The sequence below is a fragment of the Rhodococcus sp. p52 genome, from assembly GCF_000763325.2.
Classification (GTDB): domain Bacteria; phylum Actinomycetota; class Actinomycetes; order Mycobacteriales; family Mycobacteriaceae; genus Rhodococcus; species Rhodococcus pyridinivorans.
In genome coordinates this window covers 950,982-967,114 of sequence record NZ_CP016819.1, presented here as the reverse complement: position 1 = coordinate 967,114, position 16,133 = coordinate 950,982, and the positions used below count along the sequence as shown (strand labels likewise).

The window sequence follows — 16,133 nt, the reverse complement described above, 5'->3', positions numbered from 1 at the left end:
CGTAAAGAGGATTCCGATAAGGGAGAGCGCTCGGACGGTGGGAGCGATCGGCGTACCGGCTGTCCCGCAAGCAAACACCGACGAACGGCATCGATGGGACATGGCGGGCCCTTCAATCGAACGGATAGGACACAACCCGCCCTACACGGGTCGGCGTGGAAGTTCCCGGATGCCCTGCCCGTTGGAGGGGGCAGGCAGGGCATCCGGGGCGGGGGCGGTTCACCGACCGGGAACCACGGTCCGCCTACAGGGGGTGACGGATCGTGGTGGTGTTGCAAGATCGTCTTTATCGGTCGCATCGCGCGTCGCCTATATTTACGGTACCGAGTACCCAAAATCAAGTCTCGGGTCGAAAAGAGGGGGGAATGCGATGGCTACCGGCAGACGTGGGCGTCCTCGGGTGTCGTCTCGCGCGCAGGTCGAGGTCGCCGCGTTCGAACTGTTCCTCGAACGAGGCTATGCGGAGACGTCGATCATGGATATCGTTGCGGCCGCGGGGATCAGCAAGACCACCTTCTTCCGGTACTTCTCCAGCAAAGCGGCACTCGTGTGGTTTCCTTTCGAGGAAAGTACCCGCGACCTCCAGCGCTCCTTCGGCACGGTTGACGACGAGGTGCCGGTCATGGAGGCGATCCGGGTCGGGGTGATCGATACGGTAGCGGCCCGACTCGACGACGAGGGCGTCTGGACCGCCCAGATTCGGATCCTCGACGCCTCACCGGAATTGCAGGCCGAGGGTGCTCAACGGTGGTTGGTGTGGTCCGAGGTCGTCTCGACGTTCGTTGCGTCCCGTATCGGTATGCGTCCGGCGGCGGTGGTGCCGGCTGCTGTCGGGGGTTCGGTGCAGTCCGTGGTGCTCGCCGTCCTGCGCGAGGGAGTGAGGTCTCCCGCATCCCCCAGTGAGGTGTTGACCACTCTCGATAAGTCGTTGGCTTCGCTGGGGTGCAGCCTGCAGAAGTGGATCGACGAACAACCTTACAAGTAAGGCGCATCGGCCTCCTCTGCAGTGGCGGACCTACGTGCGAGATGTACCCGAGGTCCAGTGACGTGCGCATCATCGATGTACCGGATCGATGCACAGCCGGTGGCGGTGGTGGTCTGCCCCCGGACGGGACCCACCGTTTCCCGACTCGTCGCCGTCCGGAATGCCGGCCGTCGATCGTGAGGCGCCGCATCGTGCCGAACCGCAGGCCAGGCAGGGTTCGTCGCCGCTCGACCCAATGGGAACTGATGAAGTATCTGGCCGGTGATGCGCGTGGCGCCGCTGGGTTCGGTATTCGCGACACTTCGAGGGATCGGAGTGGGTGCGCAGGTGCGAGGCGCACTTGTTCGGGTATCGAACTGCATCGCAGGTCGTGCCGGTGATGCACATCTCAAATATTGCTCGCACACGATTCGTTCGCGCACGACTGAGTCCGGTATGCTCGTCCTGTGACCACAGGTGACCTCGCTTCGATCGGGAACGACGACCTCCTGGCGTTGGACCGGCAGGGCTGCTTCGCGCTTGCCGTTGCCAACCGGGCCGTCCTGGCTGTCTACCGGCCTATCCTCGAGCCTCTAGGCCTCACTCACCCGCAATACCTGGTGATGTTGGCGCTGTGGGAGAAAGCTCCGATGTCGGTCAAGGCGATCGGCGAAGCGCTGGCTCTGGACTCGCCCACGCTCTCGCCTTTGTTGAAGCGCCTCGAAGCCTCACAGCTGATCACTCGTTCGCGCAGTCGTGTAGACGAACGTCAACTGGTCATCGATCTCACTGCCCAAGGTCGAGCCCTGCGGAACGAAGCCCAGAAAGTCCCGGTCGCCGTGGTTGAGAAGCTCGGTGTTTCGCCGGCGGAGCTCCAGGAGCTGCATCGGGCACTGACCCTTCTCAATGATGCTGCAGCACATGCAATAACCAGTTCGGATCGACGTCCGTCCCGAGATCCATCCGAGCCACCGGATACAACGAAGGGAACGCTGTGACGACCCCACTTCGCACACGACCTACCGTAATTCAGCGCCTGGCCTATGTGGTTGGCCGCCCCCTGCCTCCGCAGATGCAGGACTGGGTCCGTAACGACATCCTGGGGCCGGGCGGCGTGCGCCGCTATCTTCTCAGGTGGAATGTACCGGTCATCCCGCTGCTGCTGTTGTTCCTGCTGATCCCGGGACCGGTATGGATTCCCGTCTCCATGATGATGTTGCTGCTCTTGCCCTGGACGTACTTTTCTGTGGCGTTGATGAGCATCTGGCAACGTCATCGACTTCAGCAACACGGTCTCGATCCTGATCTGCTCGGTGCGAAGGCGCAGGCGCGTGCCTCGCGTGAACGCGAGGACTACGAACGTCGGTTCGGTCGCGCAGCCTAGGCAATGTGCGCAACCCTGACGCGGAGTCAGGGTTGCGGACCGGCGCCTATCTCACCCATGTCGGCGGGTTGTCGGGCAGCAGGGCCATCCCCGGTGTAACCGGAGGGTGAGTGCGTACTGCATATGGCGGCGACAGTCGTCGTTCGGAGTAGCGGTGCTGCGCAAGCCGGGGAGAAGAAGATCAACTCGCCGGCGGTGACGACGACGATGTTCAGTCCCCGGTCGCCGCGATCTCCGTCGACCCCCAGGGCTCCGCGGTCTGGTGGGCCTCACGTGTCGAGGAACTGCCGTTTATGATCGACCAGGTCCACGACAACCTCGACGTGCTACGTAATCTCGACAAGTTGCCCGGCATCAAGCACGTCTATGTCGACACCCCGGGCTGGATCGACCTGTCCGGTGCCGACGACGGCACCGATGTCCTCGGCACCGGTAGTTCCGCCGACGCGTTGCGCGCGGTGCTCGAGGTCGCCGATCCGGTCATCGTTCCGATCGAACCCGAGCCGCTGTGTCTCGATCCCACCGCGCGCACGATCAAGCAGGTCATCGAACCGCTCGGCAAGAAATTCATTGTCGTGGTGAACAATTGGGATCCCCGCGACGGCAAGGTCGACCTCGAACAGACCTGCGAGTTCGTCCGCATGATGAGGACACCGTGCTCACTCACCAGTGCATCGGAGCCTTCGCCCGTACCGACCTCGATACCATCCTACGCAGCAAAGGCATCACCACCCTCCTCTTCGCAGGTGTGGCCACAAACGCCTCCGTCGAGGGAACAGCCAGGGTCGCAGGCGATCTCGGATACCGAGTGGTGATCGTCGAGGATGCATGCTCTGCGGCCACTCTCGCAGCGCATCAAGCCAGCATCGACTCCCTCGCGCTACTGGCCGAGATCAGCACCGTCGACGAAGTCCGCGCTGCTTTGGCTACGACGATCAACGGCACCCCGGTTTGACCGCCGACACCAGTTCTCGGGCACAGCGCGTCGATGCCTATCCACCCTCACATTGCTGATCTCAGACCAAAAAACCGTCTACATCAGCAGTTCGTATATGAAGGCCACCATTTGCGACCCCCGCCTCGCCCGGCACATGCCCGAAGGAACTTCGACGGTATGTGCTTGTGCGGTCCCGGTGAGCGCCTCCGTGGGGTGTTCTGTGAGGTATGCACTCGCGCCAAGTAGAGCTGACACCGCGATACCGTCGGGCTGGCAGGTGCGCCGATCACTTTCCGTGCCGCCGGCACATCACCGGAGAGCATCGACGTTCTCCTCGGCCATTGCGCGAAGGTCTTGGCAGCTGCACGGGGTCGAGTCCGACGGCGTGGTGTTCGCCTTTGCCCACGTCGATGCCGCAGAACACGGCGTAGGTGGGGTCCATGAAGCGCGCCTTTCGTTCCGCTCCGGACGGTCACCGATCCGACGTCGATACCCGGCACCCACGTTACGAGGAGACCTGCCCGATGCCCCGGCACAGCAGGCGGCCGTGTCCCTATCAGCGGTCCATCGACGTCACCAGGTTCGGCGACATCCCCCCCCGGATCATTCGAGTGACAGGGGCAAGAAGTCATACGGGACTGTAAGAACAACGGTGTGACTCTGAAAGGAGATGCACCACCATGACCGATGTGATTGATCGTGAGGACGAATCGAACTCGGCACCTGTGGGTGTCAGCGATGCCCGGCTGCAGGAACTGGTGGATCAGGCGCGGGCCGAAGGCCTCCAGCTCACCGGCGAGGGCGGGTTGTTGGCGAAGTTGACCAAGCTGGTGGTGGAGTCCGCCCTCGAGGGCGAGATGGACGACCACCTCGGCTACGGCAAGAATGACCCGGCCGGCAGGGGCAGCGGCAACTCCCGCAACGGCAGACGCGCCAAGACCGTGCTGACCGAGGCCGGCCCGGTCGAGCTCGACGTACCCCGGGACCGGGAGTCCTCGTTCGAGCCGAAGATCGTGGCCAAGCGGCAGCGGCGGCTGACCGGGGGGCAGGACATGGTGATCTCGCTGTCGGCCAAGGGACTGACCACCGGTGAGATCTCTGCGCACCTGGCCGAGGTCTACGGCGCCGAGGTGTCCAAGCAGGCGATCTCGACGATCACCGAACGGGTGATGGACGGCATGGCCGAGTGGCAGAACCGGCCGCTGGACCCGGTGTATCCGGTGCTGTTCATCGACTGCATCCACGTCAAGATCCGCGACGGCAACGTGGCCAACCGGCCGATCTACGTCGTGATGGGGGTGACTGTGGACGGCACCCGCGACATCCTCGGATTATGGGCCGGCGAGCACGGCGACGGGGAGGGGGCGAAGTATTGGCTTCGGGTGTTGTCGGAGCTGAAGAATCGTGGTGTGCAGGATGTGCTGATCGTCGTGTGCGACGGTCTGAAGCATCTGCCCGACTCGATCGGGCAGGTGTGGCCGCAGACCATCGTGCAAACCTGCGTGGTCCACCTCCTCCGCAATACCTACGCCTACGCCTCCCGCAAGGACTGGGCCGAGATCGCCAAGGACCTCAAACCGGTGTACACCGCGCCGTCGGAGCAGGCCGCGCTGGACCGGTTCGCCGAGTTCAGCGGCAAATGGGAGAAACGCTATCCCGCGATCATCCGGCTCTGGACCAACACCTGGGCCGAGTTCGTGCCGTTCCTGCAGTTCGACAACGCCATCAGACAGGTCATCTACACGACCAACGCCATCGAGAGTGTCAACGCCCGAATCCGCAGGGCCGTCAAGGCCCGCGGTCATTTCCCGACCGAGGCCGCGGCCCTGAAATGCGTGTACCTGGCCATCATGAGCCTCGATCCCAAAGGCACCGCCCGCCAACGCTGGTCCAACCGCTGGAAGGCAGCACTGAACGCCTTCGAGATCACCTTCGACGGACGCCTGTCCGCTGGACGAAAGTAGCTACAGTTCAACCAGTTACACCGTTAACTTGACAGACCCCCATCAGTGCCCGGTCGCTGGCTGGGTTCAGAGGAGTTGATGGAAGATGTCGAGGGTGACGTTCCACTCGGCGGTCCCGGGGTTTTTGCGGTCCGGCTGGATAGTGACGAAAGTGCGCGCCAGCGCCACGCTCAAGCCGCCGGCAATCAGCGGTAGCCGCTGCTCGGTCTCCTCGGAGAGGGCTACGTCCAAGGGCGGTCGGGCCGCCAGTTGGTCGAGCAGAGGTTGAAGTTCGATCTCCTCGTCCAGCTTCTCGAATCGGTGGATGCTCTCCTGCAGCCCCTTGGTGATCGGCAGGTCCCACGGTTCGATCACGTCCCGCAGGTTTGCCTTTGCCGAGGCCTTGCCGATGAGGATCACGTCGTAGATCTTGTCGTCGATGAAATCTGTATAGCGTTTGAGATCGTTCCGGTCGACGTGCAGTCCAGCCGCTACCCGGAAGAACCGCTGGAATTTCACGGTGCCCATCACTGGCATGTCGTCAGCTCCTCTCGAAGTATTCATGGATTTGGCGAACCGCCATCGCTCCTTCACCGACAGCGGATGCGCCCCGTTTCACCGAGCCGCTGCGGACGTCGCCCGCCGCGAACAGGCCGGGCCGGCTGGTTTCGAGCGTCCTCGACAACCCGGCGCCGATCCGCCGGTCGCCGTCCCCTCGGGCGCGGACCGCGTCCAGGCCCGTGAGTACGAAGCCGTGGTCGTCGAGTGCGATCGCGTCGGCCAGCCACCCGGTGTGCGGCATCGCCCCGATGAAGACGAACAGGGCGTGCACCCCGATCGTGTCCTGTTCCCCCGTGCGATTGTCCTCGACCACAATCTCTTCGAGGTACTTCTCACCGTGGACCGTACGAACCTCGGTATTCCGGTGCACGGTGACGCGCGGATGGCGCTCGATCTGGTCGACCAGGTATCGGGACATGCTCTTTCCGAGGTCGTCGCCGCGGATGAGCAGGTGAACGTGGGAAACTTGGTCGGCGAGGAAGACGGTGGCCTGTCCGGCGGAGTTTCCGCCGCCGACGATAGCCACCGGGTCGGTGCCGCACATCCGCGCTTCCTGATGGGTTGCGGCGTAGTACACGCTCGTCCCCTCCAGTGCCTCGATTCCCGGAACCGTCAACTTGCGATATCGCGCCCCGGTGGCGAGCACGAGGGCCCGGCCGCGGATCTCGCCGCCGTCCGCCAGTTGGAGCACATGGTTCCCGGCCTCGGACCCCAAACCGGTCACCTCCGCCGACACGAGAAGGCGGGTACCGAACTTCCCGGCCTGAATCACGGCCCGCTCGGCCAATTCGGCACCGGAGATCCCCGCCGGAAAGCCCAGGTAGTTCTCGATCCGGGAGGAGGTACTGGCCTGGCCGCCCGCGGCGATCGACTCCAGTGTCACCGTGTTCAACCCGTCCGAGGAGCCGTACACGGACGCGGCCAGACCGGCCGGTCCCGCACCCACCACGACGAGGTCGCACACGTCCTGGGCCGCGTCCGGGACCGGGACCGGAAGCCCGACGATGCGGGCTAGTTCCGCATTCGTCGGATTGCGCAGCACCTTCTCGCCGTGCCAGATCACGACGGGAGTATCCTCTGGGGCGACACCCAGGCTGCGCAGCAGCTGCTCCGCCCGTTCGTCCCGCTCCAGATCGATCCACCGGTGGGGCAATCGGTTGCGCATCGCGAACTCCCGAAGCCGCAACGTATCCGGGGAATAGCAGGAGCCGATGATCCGGAACCCCGAACCGAGCCCGATCAGCAGGTGCCGGCGCACCAGGTAGGCCCGCAGGATCAGATCGCTGAGCACAAGATCGTGGGCCACCAGCGCGCGCACCCGCTCGGCCGGGACGACGAGCACCTCGCCGTCCTCGATCACCTCGGCGGTGAAGAACGCCACCTGGCCATCCAGCAGTCCGAGCTCGCCCAGAAAGCGGCCCGGGCCGTGCACGCGCAGTATCCGGCGTTCGCCGTCCACGGCGCCCTCGTCGATGACCGCGACCTTGCCGGAGAGGATGACGAAGAAGTCGTTGCTGGGCGCGCCCTCTCGGATCAGCACCTCGCCGGTGTGAACCGATCGACGCGTGCCGCCGACCTCGAGCGTCGCGACCTGGTCGTCCGTCAGCCGTGGGAAAGCACCTTCCTCGTCCGGAGTCTCGTCGTCGACCGGCGGACTGTCGGGGACGGGTGCGGCGTCCTCAGACGAAGTTCTGGTCGACATAACACCACCGCCAATCCTCGCCGGGTTCCATCGACTGGACGATCGGATGGCCGATGCTGTGGGCGTGCGCGCTCGCGTGCTTACCCGGCGAGGAGTCGCAGCAACCGACGTGTCCGCACGTCAGGCACAGCCTCAGATGCACCCACGGGGTTCCGAGGCGAAGACATTCCTCGCAACCCTGCGGAGTCCGGGGCGCCACGGGCCGGATCGCGATCACATGTGGGTCCGCGTGGGCAAAAGTCATGAGTTCGCCTCATTGCCTGCTTTTTCCGAGAGCGCCTGATCGAGCCATGTGCGCAGCTGGGGTACCGGAGCGGCGCCCGCCTGACGAGCGAGGACCTCACCTCGGTCCATCACCAGCAGCGTCGGTACGGCGCGGACGGTGAACCGTTCGGCCGTCTGGGGTGCAGCATCCACGTCGACCTTGACGAGCTTGATCTGACCTGCGCGTTCTGTGGCGAGCTGCTCGAGCGCGGGGCTGACCATGCGGCACGGAGCGCACCACGTCGCCCAGAGGTCAACGAGTACAGGCACCGAGGATTTCTCGGCGACCTCCGCGAAGTCGCCGTCCCCGGCCGAGGCGATCCAGGGCAGCGGCTCGTGGCAATTTCCGCAGCGGGGGCTCCCGTTCCCGGCCGCCGGTACCCTGTTGACCTTGCCGCAGTGTGGGCACTTCACCGTGTCGGATCTCATGACGACACCCCTTCTCAGGCCGCGATGGCGGGTTCCGTATATGCGACGGACAGTTCGCCGTCATCGACCGTGACATCGATGGTGCCGCCCGGTTCGATTTCGCCGCGCAACAGCGCACGACCTATCCTGGTTTCGACCTCATGGGCGATATACCTGCGCAGGGGTCGTGCACCGTAGACCGGGTCGAAACCGTGTTCGGCGATGAGCCGGCGTGCTTCCGGTGTGATATTCAAGTGTATCTGTCTCTCTGACAATCTGTTCCGAAGGTCGGTGAGTTGTAGCTCGACGATATGTTCGATCTGGGGCAGTGTGAGCGGGGTGAACAACACGATGTCGTCGATCCGGTTGAGGAACTCGGGACGGAAGTGCCCGCGCAGTTCCGCCAGCACCCGCGCCCGGGCGTCCGGCTTGATCTCGCCGTCGGCTGTGACTCCGTCGAGGAGATGCTGGGATCCGATGTTGGAGGTCATGATGATCACCGTGTTCCGGAAATCGACCTGCCTGCCTTGGGAATCGGTGATCCGGCCGTCATCGAGCACCTGTAGAAGGGTATTGAAGACGTCGGCGTGGGCCTTCTCGATCTCGTCGAAGAGCACCACGGAGTACGGCTTTCGGCGCACCGCCTCGGTGAGCTGACCCCCCTCGTCATACCCGACGTACCCGGGGGGTGCACCGATGAGTCTGCTCACCGTGTGCCGTTCCTGGTACTCGCTCATGTCCAGGCGCACCATGTTGTCTTCGCTGTCGAAGAGGGCACTGGCCAGTGTCTTTGCGAGTTCGGTCTTCCCCACACCTGTCGGGCCCAGGAAGATGAACGAACCGATCGGCCGGCGCGGATCGCGGATACCCGACCTTGCTCTGATTACCGCGTCTGCGACCAGTTGCACTGCCTCGTCCTGACCGATGACTCTCTCGTGCAGGATCTCGTCGAGCTTCAACAGTTTCTCCCGCTCGCCTTCCTGCAGTCGAGCGACCGGGATACCCGTCCATGCGGCCACGATCTCGGCGATCTCGTCTTCGGTGACCACCTCGCGCAGCAACGGATTGCGGCCTTGCCTGGTGGCCAATTGCTCCTCCGCCGCCTTGAGTTTGCGTTCGAGCTCGGTGATCTCGCCGTATCGCAGCTCGGCGGCCCGATTGAGGTCGTAATTGCGTTCGGCCTCCTCGGCTTCGTGGCGCAACCGTTCCAGCTCTCCCCGTAGCTCCTGCACCCGACGGATCGCTTGGCGCTCTGCCTCCCACTGCGCGTGCCGGGCGTCGGCCTCGGCCCGCAGATCGGCCAGCTCCTTGCGCAGCTCGTCGAGACGCGCCTTGCTGGCCGCGTCCGTTTCCTTGGACAGCGCGGCCTCTTCGATCTCCAGCCGGGTCACCTTCCGGGTGAGCTCGTCGAGTTCGGCGGGCATCGAATCGATTTCGGTGCGTAGCCGGGCGCACGCCTCGTCCACCAGATCGATCGCCTTGTCCGGAAGGAAGCGGTCGGTGATGTACCGGTGCGAGAGGGTCACAGCGGCCACCAGTGCGCCGTCCTGGATCTTCACGCCGTGAAACACCTCGAGTCGTTCTCGAAGTCCGCGCAGAATCGAGATCGCATCCTCGGCGCTGGGCTCGTCGACGAGAACCGTCTGGAAGCGACGCTCCAGTGCCGCATCGGATTCGATGTGCTTGCGATACTCGTCGAGAGTGGTGGCACCGATCATGTGCAGTTCGCCGCGGGCGAGCATCGGCTTGAGCATGTTGCCGGCGTCGAGAGACCCTTCGCCGCCGACCGATCCTGCGCCGACGACGGTGTGTAACTCGTCGACGAACAACAGGATGCGCCCCTCGGCCGCTTTCACCTCGGACAGCACCGCCTGCAGTCGCTCCTCGAACTCGCCGCGGTATTTCGCACCGGCCACCAGGGAACCCATGTCGAGCGAGAAGATCGTCTTGTCGCGTAGGCCCTCGGGCACGTCGCCGCGGACGATCCGCTGGGCGAGGCCCTCGACGATCGCGGTCTTGCCGACGCCGGGGTCGCCGATCAGCACCGGATTGTTCTTCGTCTTCCGGCTCAGGATCTGCGTTACCCTGCGGATCTCGGCGTCTCGCCCGATGACCGGATCGAGTTTGCCTGCCCGCCCCTCGGAGACGAGGTCGCGTCCGTACTTCTCCAGCGCCTCGTACGCCCCCTCCGGGGTGGCCGAGGTGACGCGCTGGTTGCCGCGCACTGTGGTCAAGGCGGCGAGGAAGGTCTCTCGTGTGACCCCATGGCTGGTGAGAACCCGTCCGGCCGCACTGGTCGACCCCTCCTCGGAGAGGGCCATCACGAGATGCTCCACCGACACGTAAGAATCCTTGAGTCGCTTCGCCTCCCGTTCCGCGGCGTCGAGCAGCTTGGCCAGGCGCTGGGTGATCATCACCTGACCGGGCGTCGCACCGGGGCCGCTGACCTTCGGCCTACGCGACAGTTCACGTTCCAGATCGGATCGCAGGGCATCGACGTTCGCACCGGCCTGCTCGAGCAGTCGCGGTACCAACCCTTCCTGCTGATCGACCAACGCGAGCAGCAGGTGCTCTCCGTCGACCTCGGTGTGACCCATTCTGGTCGCGACGTTCTGGGCTTCCTGCAGGGCTTCTCGTGACTTTTCAGTCAGGCTGCCGGTGTCCATGGGGGTGTCCTCCTTCTGCGGGAAGCTGCTTCGAGTTTCTCGATTCGATCCAGCAGATCGAGCACGAGCCCGATTGCCGAGTAGTTCAGGCCCAGGCCGGTCCGCAGCCGTTGGATGCGGGCGGCGTGGACCACTTCGGATGGTTCGAACAATATTTCGCCGCCGGCGTCGCGGTGGGCGTCGAGCAGGCCGAGAGCCACAAGCTTTCGTGCCAGGTCGGGGTGCAGCCCGGTACGTTCGGCGAAGGCATCTGGCGACATTCCGGTACGGCGAACCAATATGTACTGGGTGCCCGGGGTCGGGGTGCTCATGGCTGTTTCCTCGGGTCGAAGTTCGATTCGGCGGCCAACTGTTCGAACAGCTCGCGTTCACGTGCTGTCGGTTTCGATGGCACCATCACCTTGATTTCGGCGTAGAGGTTGCCGTTGGCGCCCCGCGGATTGGGCATTCCTTCTCCGCGCAGGCGAAGCTTCCGTCCCGTCGACGAGCCCGGCACGACTTTGACTTTCGCCTCGCCACCCGGGGTGGGAACGACGACGGTCGACCCGAGGACCGCCTCCCATGGCGATACGGGCAGGTCGACGTAGATGTCCCGGCCCTGTACGCGGAACCGGGAATGCGGTTTGATCCGGACCACGAGGTACAGATCCCCGGGCGGTGCGCCGCCATTGCCTCGGCCCCCCTGCCCGGCCAGCCGGATTCTTTGGCCGTCGAGGACACCGACCGGAATGTCGACGTCGTATCGCCGTCCGTCCAGACGGAGAGTGCGTTTGCCGCCCCGGTACGCCTCTTCCAGGGTCAGTTCCAGTTCCGCTTCCTGATCGGCGCCGGGAATCGGGCCGTACGCGCCACCGCCGCCGAACATCTGTCCGAAGAGGTCCTCGAAGTCGACGCCCCCCTCGCCGTCTGTGCCGTGTCCGAAGTGCACCCTCCGGCCCCCCCCGCTGTACCTTCCGCCGCCGTACCCGCCGGCGCTTGCCCGGACCCGTTCGTCGTAGTCCTCGGGTACCCGACGGAAGTCGTCCCCGAATCGGTCGTAGCGTTTCCGGGTGTCTGGGTCGGATAACACTTGGTAGGCCTCATTGATCTCTTTGAACTTGTCTTCCGCAGTGGGGTCTTTGTTGATGTCGGGGTGATATTTGCGGGCAAGTCGGCGGTAGGCCTGCTGGATTTCGTCGGTGTCGGCGCTGCGCGGGACCCCGAGCGCTTCGTAGTAGTCACGCGCCATGGCGCTCACTCCTCAGGTCGGCTGACGACCACGGTGGCGGGACGCAACTGCTGTCCGTTTTCTCCGTAACCTGGCCGCAAGACCTCGATCACGGTTCCGGAGGGAAGGTCGGGTTGGGTCACCACACTGACTACTTCGTGGAGTTCCGGGGTGAACGGCACACCGACCTCGTCGTGGCGCTCGAAGCCGAACCGTGAGAGCACCTGCACCGCTTGGTCCCGGATCGCCTTCACACCCTCGACGACGGCCTGAGGATCGCTATCCGCATGGGCCAGCGCAAGCTCCAAATTGTCCAGGACCGGCAGCCACGCCGCGGAAACCTTCGCCACCTCCGCGGCGCGTTCACGATCCAGATCCTTGGCATACCGCTTGCGCAGGTTGTCCAGATCTGCGAGGGCCCTGCGCCAGCGGTCCTCGAGTTGAGCCAACTCGGCCCCCGTGTCGGTGCGATCAGGCGCCGTCTCGGTCTGATCCCCGTCGGTACCGTCGGTAGCCGGCTCGGTCGTCGAATGATCTGCAGACCTTTCCATCGTGTGCCTCAGCTTCGATCGAATTCTGCGTCGATCACGTCGTCGTCATCCGACGACGCAGCCTCTGCGCCGCCGGCCTGGTGTCCGTCGCCGCCGTCCTGGACCGGCGCGAGCCCGTAGAGCAGCTGCTGGAGCTCCGAGGTCAGTGGCTCTACCTCCGAGGGTGGAGCACCGTCTTTGACCGCCTTCCTGGCGTCGGCGATCAGCATCTCGGCACGCGCCTTGTCGTGCGGTGGCGCACTGTCACCGAGTTCGGCGAGTCGCCGTTCCACTTGATAGGCAACCGAATCGAGGGCGTTGCGTGCGTCGACCGCCTTGCGCAGCTCCTCGTCCTCACGCCGGTTCCGTTCGGCCTCGGCGAGCATGCGCTCGACCTCACTCTGGTCGAGGTTGCCCTGCTCACTGATCGTGATGCTCTGCTCCTTGCCGGTGTCCTTGTCGCGGGCGGTGACGTTGAGGATGCCGTTGGCGTCGATATCGAATGTGACTTCGACTTGGGCCTCGCCACGTGGCGCGGGGCGGATGTCTTCCAGCCGGAACCGGCCGAGCACCCGGTTGTCGGCGGCCCGTTCGCGTTCGCCCTGCAGCACCACGACGTCCACGGCGGACTGATTGTCTTCCGCCGTGGAGAACACTTCGCTGCGCCGGGCCGGGATCGTCGTGTTGCGCTCGATGATCTTGGTCATCACCCCGCCCTGCGTCTCGACGCCGAGGGACAGCGGGGTGACATCGAGCAACAGCACATCGGAGACCTCGCCCTTGAGCACGCCCGCCTGGACTGCGGCACCGAGCGCCACGACCTCGTCCGGGTTGACGCCCATGTGGGGGTCCTTACCGCCGGTGAGCCGGCGAACCAGTGCCTGCACCGCCGGAATGCGTGTCGAACCACCGACCAGGATCACCTCGTCGATGTCGTTGGCGGTGACCTTGGCGTCACTCATCGCCTGCTTCACGGGGTCGAGGCAGCGTTCCACCAGATCCGCCGTCAAATCCTCGAACTTCGATCGCATGATCGTGGTGGTGAGGTGCTTGGGACCGTTCGCGTCAGCGGTGACGAAGGGCAAGTTGACCTGGGCCTGTGTCACCGAGGACAACTCGACCTTGGCTTTCTCCGCGGCCTCGAAGAGGCGCTGCAATGCCTGCGCATCCTTGCGCAGATCGATATTCTCCGCACGCTGGAATTCGTCGGCGAGGTAGTCCACCAGGCGCCGGTCGAAATCGTCTCCGCCGAGGTGGGAGTCGCCGGCCGTGGAACGAACCTCGACCACTCCCTCGCCGACATCGAGCAGACTCACATCGAACGTGCCGCCGCCGAGGTCGAAGACCAGTACGGTCTCGTGGGTCTGCTTGTCCATGCCGTACGCCAGTGCCGCAGCGGTCGGCTCGTTGATGATCCGCAAGACCTCGAGGCCCGCGATCCGGCCGGCGTCTTTGGTGGCGTTGCGCTGCGCGTCGTTGAAGTAGGCCGGAACGGTGATGACCGCTTCCTTGACCTTCTCACCGAGGAACTTGCTCGCGTCGTCGACGAGCTTGCGCAGCACGAGGGCACTGATCTCCTCCGGCGCGTACTTCTTTCCCCGCACGTCGAATCGGGCCTCACCATTGTCACCCGGCACGACGTCGAAGCTGACCGCTTTGGCCTCCTCGGAGATCTCGTCGTAATGACGTCCGATGAAGCGTTTCGCCGAGTAGATCGTGCCCTTCGGGTTCAGGATCGCCTGCCGTCGGGCAAGCTGACCCACCAGGCGCTCGCCGCTCTCGGTGAACGCCACCACCGACGGCGTCGTCCGCGCTCCCTCGACATTGGAGATCACCACCGGCTCGCCGCCTTGCCAGCTTGCGATGACCGAGTTGGTGGTGCCCAGGTCTATACCCACAGCAGTCGCCATGACTCATTCCTTTCGATCGGTCCGGCCGGTGAGTCGGCGGACGGCTTCGTCCGCGACCTCGACATCGGCGAGGACTTCGTAGTGACGTGGTTGTAATGACTGGATTGAGGTGAAGTCGCGCCGGCCGCCCTGCAGCGCATACATGAGCAGGCCGAGCAGAGCGCCCACAACGGCACCGAATACCAACCCGTAGAAGGCGAGCGCGAGGCCCGTGAGCAGCGGCTGGACCCAATCGAGTAACCCGAAGATCCAGCCGAACAGCGCACCCGTCAGCGCGCCCGCGGCGGCGCCGCGCAGAGCGGCCCAGCCGTAGTTCAATCGGCCGACGATCTGCTCGACCAGCTCGATGTCGCGACCGACGATGGCCAGTTTGTCTACCGTGAAATGCTGGTCGGAGAGGTAGTCGACGGCGCTCTCGGCGTCGGCATAGGTGTCGAATGTCGCAATCACCTGGCGAGCAGGTGGGTGTGGACTTACGGCGGAGGTTCCGCCACTGGACTCTGACATCACCTCGCTGCCTGATGGGTTGGCCGGCCAGAATATCTCCGTGTGGTGCCGCTGCCGCGGATGCCTGGGGTTTTGCGTAGGGGCAGTCCCAGTGTCATCCGATGCGGTTCGGCCGCAGTGAGAATTGTCGCGTCAAGATCGCGTGAGTCCTGCATGTACCTCGCCTCTGCCTCGGTCCGGGGCACTTCTCAGTATCGCCCAGAACGGTGCCTACCGTCATGGAATGGGGGAATCGACGCGGCGGGTTCAAGTATTGGTCGTAACCCTGCTGATTGGAGAGAAGTGTGCGGATGGGACGAAGAGAGCAAAACGGGAGTCGAGTGTCGGCAACGCTCGAATTCGAGGCCGATGCGACGGTGGAGAACGAGAGCACCGTGTCGGTGTGTGGCTAGTCTGCCTAATTCTCCATTCTGATCCTGGGAAGACTGTCGATTCCGCGTCCTCAAACGCGGTAGCTGGCACCTTCGAGCGTCAACACGTCGGCGTGATGGACGATCCGGTCGATCATCGCGGCGGCGACGGCCTGATCACCGAAGACTCGACCTGACCTTCGTCGCCCGGCGGGACCGCTCCGCGGGGCATCGTGGCTTTCGACGCCGCGACCCGTTCGGCGAATCGCGCCGAAATATAGCGACGCACAGTTGATTCCGATACCGGGACACCGTGGTCGTCGCGCAGTCGTTGGGCAATCGTTGCTACGGTCACCGACTCGTCGAGCTGGCCTTCGATCCAGGTGTGGTGGGGGGCGATCGCCGGCGAGGTCACCGCCCGCGCCGCCGGGTCCACCACTTCGGGGAACCAGACCGCGATCAACTCGCGCCACAGGTTCTCGTCGAATCTGTAGCCGTCGCCGGGGGCAGCCCCGCCTCCAGCGCAGGGGCCAGGTACTTGCGGATGGGGAATTTCATGACCGCTGACAACCGCAGGAACCGCATGGTTCGATCCGGTCAGCGGAGACGAGGGAAGCGACACGCGGGCCGAGATATCTGTGCGCCTCGGGGGATCGAAGGTCGCGGTTGGTGGGCTGTCGGTCGTGAACTCGTGCGCTCGAGGTCATTCATTCGTGCGCTTCAGGACATGTTCGTTCTCTGCTCGGCCACCTAGTGTTCCACCTCACAGCGATGCGACGGGGTTGCTCAACCGTCATCCA

The 16,133-nt window shown here is 64.5% G+C and carries 16 protein-coding genes and 2 pseudogenes; 6 read left to right on the top strand and 12 right to left on the bottom strand.

Annotated elements, in window-relative coordinates; translation table 11 throughout:
- Positions 1–370: 370 nt before the first annotated feature.
- The 6 genes and pseudogenes from IM25_RS04290 to IM25_RS04265 all read left to right on the top strand — a co-directional run bounded on the left by IM25_RS04290 (position 371) and on the right by IM25_RS04265 (position 5,249).
- Positions 371–985 (top strand): acyl-CoA-like ligand-binding transcription factor, encoded by a 615-nt coding sequence (locus IM25_RS04290; RefSeq protein WP_033097420.1) that lies wholly within the window; start codon positions 371–373, stop codon positions 983–985.
- A 446-nt stretch (positions 986–1,431) separates the two neighbouring features.
- Positions 1,432–1,962, top strand: coding sequence for a MarR family winged helix-turn-helix transcriptional regulator (locus IM25_RS25270; protein ID WP_084294957.1), 531 nt, complete (start codon positions 1,432–1,434; stop codon positions 1,960–1,962).
- Complete coding sequence (locus tag IM25_RS04280; RefSeq protein WP_024102225.1) at positions 1,959–2,348, top strand: DUF5313 family protein; 390 nt, start codon at positions 1,959–1,961, stop codon at positions 2,346–2,348. Before IM25_RS25270 ends, IM25_RS04280 begins: the two co-directional genes overlap by 4 nt.
- Before the next feature lie 179 nt (positions 2,349–2,527).
- Positions 2,528–3,016: pseudogene (locus IM25_RS04275) on the top strand (ParA family protein); the annotation flags it as partial.
- Complete coding sequence (locus tag IM25_RS04270) at positions 3,004–3,303, top strand: cysteine hydrolase family protein (protein ID WP_232333398.1); 300 nt, start codon at positions 3,004–3,006, stop codon at positions 3,301–3,303. The pseudogene IM25_RS04275 and the gene IM25_RS04270, both read left to right, overlap by 13 nt.
- Positions 3,304–3,965: 662 nt before the next feature.
- Positions 3,966–5,249 carry an IS256 family transposase gene (locus IM25_RS04265; RefSeq protein ID WP_065995787.1) on the top strand — a complete coding sequence of 428 codons (1,284 nt, stop codon included), beginning with the start codon at positions 3,966–3,968 and terminating at the stop codon, positions 5,247–5,249.
- Positions 5,250–5,315: 66 nt separating this feature from the next.
- Here IM25_RS04265 and IM25_RS04260 read toward each other — a convergent pair whose 3' ends face one another.
- The 12 genes and pseudogenes from IM25_RS04260 to IM25_RS04215 all read right to left on the bottom strand — a co-directional run bounded on the left by IM25_RS04260 (position 5,316) and on the right by IM25_RS04215 (position 15,955).
- Positions 5,316–5,756, bottom strand: coding sequence for a DUF1931 family protein (locus IM25_RS04260; protein ID WP_198162564.1), 441 nt, complete (start codon positions 5,754–5,756; stop codon positions 5,316–5,318).
- 13 nt (positions 5,757–5,769) lie between these two features.
- Positions 5,770–7,491 (bottom strand): FAD-dependent oxidoreductase, encoded by a 1,722-nt coding sequence (locus tag IM25_RS04255; protein ID WP_065995786.1) that lies wholly within the window; start codon positions 7,489–7,491, stop codon positions 5,770–5,772.
- The gene (locus tag IM25_RS25265; protein WP_072740546.1) at positions 7,469–7,735 is read right to left on the bottom strand and encodes a UBP-type zinc finger domain-containing protein; all 267 of its coding nucleotides are present in this window, start codon (positions 7,733–7,735) and stop codon (positions 7,469–7,471) included. Before IM25_RS25265 ends, IM25_RS04255 begins: the two co-directional genes overlap by 23 nt.
- A complete protein-coding gene (gene trxA, locus IM25_RS04250; protein ID WP_065995785.1) occupies positions 7,732–8,184 on the bottom strand; it encodes a thioredoxin in 453 nt (150 codons plus the stop codon). Before trxA ends, IM25_RS25265 begins: the two co-directional genes overlap by 4 nt.
- 14 nt (positions 8,185–8,198) lie before the next feature.
- A complete protein-coding gene (gene clpB, locus IM25_RS04245) occupies positions 8,199–10,829 on the bottom strand; it encodes an ATP-dependent chaperone ClpB (protein WP_033097414.1) in 2,631 nt (876 codons plus the stop codon).
- A complete protein-coding gene (locus IM25_RS04240; RefSeq protein ID WP_033097413.1) occupies positions 10,811–11,140 on the bottom strand; it encodes a chaperone modulator CbpM in 330 nt (109 codons plus the stop codon). The genes clpB and IM25_RS04240 overlap by 19 nt, the downstream gene beginning before the upstream one ends.
- Entirely contained in the window at positions 11,137–12,057 is a 921-nt protein-coding gene (locus IM25_RS04235; RefSeq protein ID WP_033097412.1) for a DnaJ C-terminal domain-containing protein, read from the bottom strand. The genes IM25_RS04240 and IM25_RS04235 overlap by 4 nt, the downstream gene beginning before the upstream one ends.
- Before the next feature lie 5 nt (positions 12,058–12,062).
- Entirely contained in the window at positions 12,063–12,587 is a 525-nt protein-coding gene (locus IM25_RS04230) for a nucleotide exchange factor GrpE (RefSeq protein WP_033097411.1), read from the bottom strand.
- 8 nt (positions 12,588–12,595) lie between these two features.
- Entirely contained in the window at positions 12,596–14,476 is a 1,881-nt protein-coding gene (gene dnaK, locus IM25_RS04225) for a molecular chaperone DnaK (protein WP_033097410.1), read from the bottom strand.
- 3 nt (positions 14,477–14,479) lie between these two features.
- Positions 14,480–14,983 carry a general stress protein gene (locus tag IM25_RS04220; protein WP_033097409.1) on the bottom strand — a complete coding sequence of 168 codons (504 nt, stop codon included), beginning with the start codon at positions 14,981–14,983 and terminating at the stop codon, positions 14,480–14,482.
- 442 nt (positions 14,984–15,425) lie between these two features.
- Positions 15,426–15,533, bottom strand: a pseudogene (locus tag IM25_RS26655) (ATP-binding protein); the annotation flags it as partial.
- Positions 15,488–15,955 (bottom strand): hypothetical protein, encoded by a 468-nt coding sequence (locus IM25_RS04215; RefSeq protein WP_198162592.1) that lies wholly within the window; start codon positions 15,953–15,955, stop codon positions 15,488–15,490. The gene IM25_RS04215 and the pseudogene IM25_RS26655, both read right to left, overlap by 46 nt.
- Positions 15,956–16,133: the final 178 nt, after the last annotated feature.

Coding starts and splice junctions, on each gene's coding strand:
- IM25_RS04290 (WP_033097420.1), top strand. CDS start 371: ATGGCTACCGGCAGACGTGGGCGTCCTCGGGTGTCGTCTCGCGCGCAG.
- IM25_RS04265 (WP_065995787.1), top strand. CDS start 3,966: ATGACCGATGTGATTGATCGTGAGGACGAATCGAACTCGGCACCTGTG.
- IM25_RS04260 (WP_198162564.1), bottom strand. CDS start 5,756: ATGGGCACCGTGAAATTCCAGCGGTTCTTCCGGGTAGCGGCTGGACTG.
- IM25_RS04255 (WP_065995786.1), bottom strand. CDS start 7,491: ATGTCGACCAGAACTTCGTCTGAGGACGCCGCACCCGTCCCCGACAGT.
- IM25_RS25265 (WP_072740546.1), bottom strand. CDS start 7,735: ATGACTTTTGCCCACGCGGACCCACATGTGATCGCGATCCGGCCCGTG.
- trxA (WP_065995785.1), bottom strand. CDS start 8,184: ATGAGATCCGACACGGTGAAGTGCCCACACTGCGGCAAGGTCAACAGG.
- clpB (WP_033097414.1), bottom strand. CDS start 10,829: ATGGACACCGGCAGCCTGACTGAAAAGTCACGAGAAGCCCTGCAGGAA.
- IM25_RS04240 (WP_033097413.1), bottom strand. CDS start 11,140: ATGAGCACCCCGACCCCGGGCACCCAGTACATATTGGTTCGCCGTACC.
- IM25_RS04235 (WP_033097412.1), bottom strand. CDS start 12,057: ATGGCGCGTGACTACTACGAAGCGCTCGGGGTCCCGCGCAGCGCCGAC.
- IM25_RS04230 (WP_033097411.1), bottom strand. CDS start 12,587: ATGGAAAGGTCTGCAGATCATTCGACGACCGAGCCGGCTACCGACGGT.
- dnaK (WP_033097410.1), bottom strand. CDS start 14,476: ATGGCGACTGCTGTGGGTATAGACCTGGGCACCACCAACTCGGTCATC.
- IM25_RS04220 (WP_033097409.1), bottom strand. CDS start 14,983: ATGTCAGAGTCCAGTGGCGGAACCTCCGCCGTAAGTCCACACCCACCT.